This is a genomic window from Enterobacteriaceae endosymbiont of Donacia piscatrix, assembly GCF_012569525.1.
Taxonomy (GTDB): Bacteria; Pseudomonadota; Gammaproteobacteria; order Enterobacterales; family Enterobacteriaceae.
Genome location: NZ_CP046201.1, coordinates 1 through 6,615, shown reverse-complemented (window position 1 = coordinate 6,615; position 6,615 = coordinate 1). Strand labels below are relative to the sequence as shown.

Here is a 6,615-nt window from a genome sequence, read left to right as displayed (position 1 = left end):
TATATAATTTTTATTAAAAAATTTTTTAACAGCTAACTATTAGTTGAGACCATTCGCATATAATTTAATTATATACATTTTTTTTTTTTTTACAAGTGTTTTTTTGATTATTAAAAAAAAAATTATAAAAAAATTATAAAAAAATTATAAAAAAATTATAAAAGGATTATAAAAGGATTATAAAAGGATTATAAAAGGATTATAAAAGGATTATAAAAGGATTATAAAAGGATTATAAAAAAATTATAAAAGGATTATAAAAGGATTATAAAAGGATTATAAAAGGATTATAAAAGGATTATAAAAGGATTATAAAGAATAACTGATTTATTTTTTTATATAAAACATATATATAGCAGATCTACTTGCTATCCCGTTTTTTACTACTTGCTATCCCGTTTTTTACTACTTGCTATCCCGTTTTTTACTACTTGCTATCCCGTTTTTTACTATTTTAATTTTTTTATGTTTATTTATTAGATTTTAGGAGATAAAACATCTTTTTTATAAAAAATTTTAAAATTATTTTGACACATGAAAAAAAATAGATATAATTAAACAATAATTTATTTTATTTTCAAGGTTTTGTTAAAAATAGTAATAAGCTGACTAGAAAATGTTTTTTCTTTCGTATATGTTTTTTTGTGTTTATAACATTTGTGGGGGGTCTTTGTTTTTTTTATATGATTTAAAAAAAAGTAAATTGTGTAAATGTTTGGAATTTAGTTTAATTTATTTAGTTAAAAAAACATCATTTAACTTTTTTTTGATAATGTTATTTAATCTCTAATTTTTGTTTTGTGTTTATTAAACTTTAATGTGTAAAAAGCAGTTTTATAAAAGAATTAGTTTACTTATTGAAAAGAGTAATTTTTTTAGAAAAAAAAAGAAAAAAATAGAAAAAAAAAGAGTAAAAAAATCTCTTTCTTTTTTACACAAAAAGAAAAAAGCTAAAATAAGAAATTTTTTTCCAAATATTTCAAGAAATAAAAGGGCAGTTCCTAATATCATTTTACGTAGTTCTTTATTTGGTATTTTAAAAAAAGGATATAGAAAATATGAAAGAAATATTTTAAAAACATCCTTAAATGACTTTTTTATACGTTTTACTGGAGAAAGTTTGGATCAATCAGATTTAGACGTTTGGTTAGAATGTTTATATAGATTTTCACAAGTTCCTTTAGGAGAAAGGGTTATTTTTTCATCTTATTCTTTTTTAAAATCTATAGATAGAACAACAGGGAAAAAAGATTATGAATGGTTGAAAACTTCTTTAACAAGATTATCTATTTGTAGTATAGAAATTAATTATAAAAGTTATTTTTATATAGGTCATTTGTTACATGAATGGTATAGAAATAATAAAACAAAGAAAAATATTATTTTATTAAATAAGAATATAACATCTTTTTTTACACAATCTATATGGACTATAGTTTCTTTGAAAGAACGAAAAAAATTAAAAGGTAAACCATTATCTCAATGGTTACATTGTTTTTATTGTACTCATCATATTCCTTTATGTTATAAAGTAATTACTTTAAAAAATTTATGTGGAAGTAGAATAATAATTTTGTGGAAATTTAGACAAATTTTAAAAAAATCTCTATATGAGGTTTCATTAGCAACAGGATGGGATTGTTGGATAGATAAGAATGATATTGTTCACGTTATTAAATAATTAATAGTATATAATGTACTATATATATGTTATAATAATTTAAATTTTTATTTTTAGAAAAATAATGATTAGTATAATTAAAAAAAAAAATATTAATAATAATTTTATTATTGATAATAATACCAAAAGTGTTGGAAAAAAATTTTTAAATCTTAATAAAGAGAGTATTGCTTTTTTAGGTCCTTTATATAGTTATTCTCATCTAGCTACTTTAACTTACATTAATAATTTTTTTTTTAAAAAAAAAATTATTAATGTAAGTTGTCAAAATTTTTCTGAAATTTTTTTTTGTATTAAACAAGGTTTAATTAAATTAGCTATAGTTCCTATATATAATAATATCACAGGAGTTGTTAAGGAAGTATTTGATTTATTAAAAATCAATAGTATTTATTTGCACGTAAGAAAAGTTTTTGAATTACCAATTAAACACTGTTTGGTTTCTAATAAAAAAATCTTTTTAAATAAAATAAAAAAAATTTATAGTCATTCTGAACCATTTAAACAATGTAATTTTTTTATAAGACAAAATCCATCATGGGAATTAAAAAGTTGTTCCAGTACTTCATTTGCCATGAAAATAATTAAAAATTATTCATCAGAAGAGATAGCAGCTATCGGGAATGAAAAAGCTGCTATTTTTTATAAATTATATATTCTAAAAAAAAATATATCAAATAAAAAAAATAATAAAACTACTTTTTTAGTTTTAAAAAAAAATTAATGTAATATGCAATTATCATTATTAATAATATTATCAATATTACCATGAATGATAACATTATTTTTAATCCATGAAGATCCATTTTTTATGTGGAAATTATTTACAAAAATTTCGATCATATTATCTTCATTTAATCCATTAAATTTTAATATTCCAGGAGTTAAAACTTCAATATTTTTAAAAAAAATATTTTTAAATTGAGGAATATTTTTTTCTTCATTTTTTATATTATCACTATAACTAGTATCTAAAACAATAGGATTTTTTACATTTGAAATACAAATATTTTCATAATGTATATCTGTGACTATTCCTCCTTTTGTAATGTCACTTTTAATTCTTAATCCATTAGTTGTATTTTGTAATGTTAAATCCTTAACAAGGATATCATTTACTCCACTATTTATTTCACTTCCTATGGACATACCATGTCCATAGCCAAAATTATTATTTATAATAGTTATATGTTTAGATGCCCCATTATTTCCAGCTTTAATAGCTATATTATCATCTCCTGTACTAATATTAGAATGTGTAATCGTTATATTTTCAGAAGAAGATGGATCTATCCCATCTGTATTACGAGAATCAGCAGGAGTATTTATTTTTATCCCCCAAATAGTTAAACCATTTGTTTTATAAGATACAACATGAAAATTTGGAGAGTTTATTAAATGTAATTTATATATAATTATATTATGACCTGAATTAATATTAATTAAATGAGGATTATTTTGTTTTTTATGACCTATTTTAGCTTCTGTAGCTAATTGCCACCAAGTATATTTTCTATTTTTTAATAAACTCCCCCCTTGTCCATCGATATAACCTTCCCCATATAGCCCACTATTTTCTCCTTTTAAAACTATAAAAGGATTACAACCTTTACCTATATTATCCAATGTTCCACAAGTTTGTTTACCTTTATCATATAAAGAAGAATCGTTAATAGCCGATAAAATTACTTTTTTATTAATTAATAGTCCTCCATGAGAGGGAATAATTATAGGCCCAGAATAAAAATGTGTATCCCCTTGATTAGAAGGAATTAAACTAACTACTTTATGTTGTTTAGCACAATCCATAACAGCATTATTAATTTCAGTAGTAAAATCTTTATTATCATTTGCTATTAATGTTTTACCTATTTCAGGTACTACTGGTTCCGTAATAAAACGTGTATCTTTTGCATATACACAATTATGAAAAAATAAAATTATAATTATAAATATAGTATGAAAAAAAATTTTTTTTGCATTTCTATAAAATAATATTTTCATTTTAGATTAATTCATATTTAAAATAATATATATTATTATATAATATTTTTTTTAATCAAATATTGTTTTTAATCAAAAAAAATGAATTATTAATTTTTATCTTGAACACAAAAAACGGTAAAAACATCACTAATAACCCCTTTATCAATTTTTCTATTTAAAAAATCGACATAGAAATGTAAAGGATTACGAAAATACATGTTTCTTATAGAAGAAGAAGTCCATACAAGATTATATCTATCAACAATAGGCCATCCATACTTACTAAATAAGTCATTACCAGGATAAATATCATAGAAATCTAATAATTCTTCCCTATTAGGAAATCTAGCATTTTTAGCTTTACATAGATCTTCCCCATTATACCAATTATATTTTGCCCAATCTTCATTTAAATAATGATATACTTGATCTCCTGCACGTTCAGAGAATAAAGTAGGTCTATAAAATTTTAATCCATTAATAGATAAAACATCAGTCATATGACCATACATTCTGGCATATAAATTATTAGGGCTAGTAGGAACTGTAAAAATTACAGCAATTTTTTTGCTAATAGAATTATCTGCACTAATTTTAAGAAAAGTACGTACTCCAATTCCATGGGGATCAGATATTTTAACTTTTAATTCCCCTTCTTTATTTGTGTAAGATATAAAATTATCTCCATCATAAAATTTTTTATTTGTTATATCTTCAAAATGAATTTTACCACTATCTTTTCTAGTATATCCTTGTTGATCCATAACTAAAATATTAGCTATTTTAATTTCAGAATCTTTTAAACCTTTACCATGTTTATCAAACACTTTTATAGATAAATTAATCGATTCACTTACTTTTGTAAGTAAACTTGAAGGATCTGCCGTAACTTGAATATTATCAGCAAATAGAGAGATTACATTAATTGTATCACTAATATTTTTATTAATAATATTGTTAATTTTAACTTTTATTAAAGCTCTTCCTGGAGAAGAACTTTTAATTATTGCTGTATATGTTCCTTTTGGATTTTCATGAACTTTACTGATTTTCACATTAAAAATATCAGGAAAATCTCCACTGTCAACTACAAAATTAATATTTTTTATATCTGTTAATGGTTCATTATTAACATCTCTAGCTTCAAAAGTAATTTTCGCTTTTTCAGAGTTAACTAATATAGTTTTAGGAAAAATATTTAAACTTGAAAAATTTTTGTCTACTAAGGGGGGGAAAACATTAACTTTAATATAAGAAATATCTTTATTATCTAATAAATCAGAAACTATAACTTTAACCAAATAGTTATTATCTTTTTCTTTTTGTGTATCAAAACGAGGTAATCTTATTATATAATTATTATGAATTAATTTAATAGCTCCCCCTTTTTGAAAAAAATTACTTTGACTATGAAAATTTATATTCTTAATTTTATTTACAGAATTTACTATAATTCCTAAAGAATGTTCACTATTAGGGTATCCTGAAATTTCTTTTTTTGTAAATAATTTAATTATAAATTTCTTTCTATACTTTAAAATCATATTATTATTTCTTTGAACAAAATTATATCTATGATCATAAGAAGATGAAAAAATATTATGAATTTTATTATGTATTTGGTCATAAAATGGAGTATTTAATTGTAAATTTAAGCTACCTCCAAATTGGATACTATTTTCCCCATTACTAGTTTTTATTGTGTCAATAATAAAAGAAAAAATTGGTATAGGAGTATACTTTATACTAAATGAATAAATTGAAGGAGAGAATAATTTTTCATGTTTTTTTAAATTATTATCCAGTTTAAATCCTATATTACCATAGTATTTTTCAAAACCTAATTTAAATACTACTTCTGGTAACTTTAAAAAATATCCTTCTACATTAATATCCCACCCTGTTGCCGGTTTTGAAAAAAACTCATCATCATTAATATAATCATAATGATTATGATATTTTTTAACGTTTAAAAAATCTTGGTTTTGATGCCACCATCTACTTAATCCGTAATATATATTAGTACTTACTTTAAAAAATTCTTTCCATAATTCTAAACCTAATCCTATCCTTGCATTATCTAATGTAAAATCATAATCAAAAAAACTATTAATTCCTAGTAAATAATTATCATCAAACGATATTTTTCTAACCCCCAAACCTAAATTATTTTGACTTCTATTATCCGTTTTATGAATATTATTTTGTATAAAAAAAATATAATTTTCTTTTTCTAGAAAAGGAAAAAATAAAGCTAATTCCGAATTATTTAAATTTAAATTTTCATCTAAATTAATTTTAACCAAAGATTTTCCGTTTAATTCAAATTTTTCAAATATCCTATCTAAAATCGATTTAACTGTATTGTTAACCTCTAAATTAAACTTACTTAAAATATTTAATTTAACATTTTTTATGAAAACTTCTTTATTAGAAAAATTATCTTTAACTGAAAACAATGAATTAATTAAGTTTTTTTTATTAGAATCATTATTCTCTTTTACTTTTTTATCTTTATCAAGGTAAAGATCAGAAACACAATTTTCTGAATAACTATTGTTATAGTTTTTTCTTATGTTACTCCATTTTATTTCTTTTTTACTTAGTGGTTTTTTTAAATAGTAATTTTTTAACACATTTAAAGTTTCACTATTTTTTTCTATTAAAAAAATTATATTTTTTTTAATAAAATTTGGTTTTCTTTTAATGTAAAAAAACATATAACTTTTTTTAATTTCTTCCAAAAAGAAAACTTGTTTTATAAAAAGATCAATTTTTTTTTTTGTTTTCTTTTTTTTTTCAAAAAAAGTTTTTTGTTTTTTGATTTTAATATTTTTATGAAAAATTACAGCATTACTAAATGATATAACCATTAAGTTTAGTAACACAAAAACCGTAATTTTTTTCAATTTATTCAATACTGAAAATACTTTTTTTTTTTTCTTCAT

Annotated in this window: 4 protein-coding genes; 2 read left to right on the top strand and 2 right to left on the bottom strand. The window is 21.1% G+C overall.

What is annotated here, in order from left to right:
• Nucleotides 1-817 precede the first annotated feature (817 nt).
• Together trfA and GJT96_RS02305 are read left to right on the top strand one after the other, a co-directional pair.
• Complete coding sequence (gene trfA, locus GJT96_RS02310) at nucleotides 818-1,681, top strand: plasmid replication initiator TrfA (protein WP_169780602.1); 864 nt, start codon at nucleotides 818-820, stop codon at nucleotides 1,679-1,681.
• A gap of 64 nt (nucleotides 1,682-1,745) precedes the next feature.
• Complete coding sequence (locus GJT96_RS02305; RefSeq protein WP_169780601.1) at nucleotides 1,746-2,405, top strand: prephenate dehydratase domain-containing protein; 660 nt, start codon at nucleotides 1,746-1,748, stop codon at nucleotides 2,403-2,405.
• Here the strand turns inward: GJT96_RS02305 and GJT96_RS02300 are convergent.
• On the bottom strand, nucleotides 2,402-3,685 hold the full coding sequence (locus GJT96_RS02300) for a glycoside hydrolase family 28 protein (RefSeq protein ID WP_169780600.1): 1,284 nt from the start codon (nucleotides 3,683-3,685) through the stop codon (nucleotides 2,402-2,404). The two genes, GJT96_RS02305 and GJT96_RS02300, sit on opposite strands and share 4 nt — an antisense overlap.
• Nucleotides 3,686-3,774: 89 nt before the next feature.
• Nucleotides 3,775-6,555 (bottom strand): inverse autotransporter beta domain-containing protein, encoded by a 2,781-nt coding sequence (locus GJT96_RS02295; protein ID WP_169780599.1) that lies wholly within the window; start codon nucleotides 6,553-6,555, stop codon nucleotides 3,775-3,777.
• Nucleotides 6,556-6,615: the final 60 nt, after the last annotated feature.

What these genes read in the sequence shown, in the direction of transcription:
- GJT96_RS02305 (WP_169780601.1), top strand. Translation starts at nt 1,746, where the DNA reads ATGATTAGTATAATTAAAAAAAAAAATATTAATAATAATTTTATTATT.
- GJT96_RS02300 (WP_169780600.1), bottom strand. Translation starts at nt 3,685, where the DNA reads ATGAAAATATTATTTTATAGAAATGCAAAAAAAATTTTTTTTCATACT.
- trfA (WP_169780602.1), top strand. Translation starts at nt 818, where the DNA reads ATGTGTAAAAAGCAGTTTTATAAAAGAATTAGTTTACTTATTGAAAAG.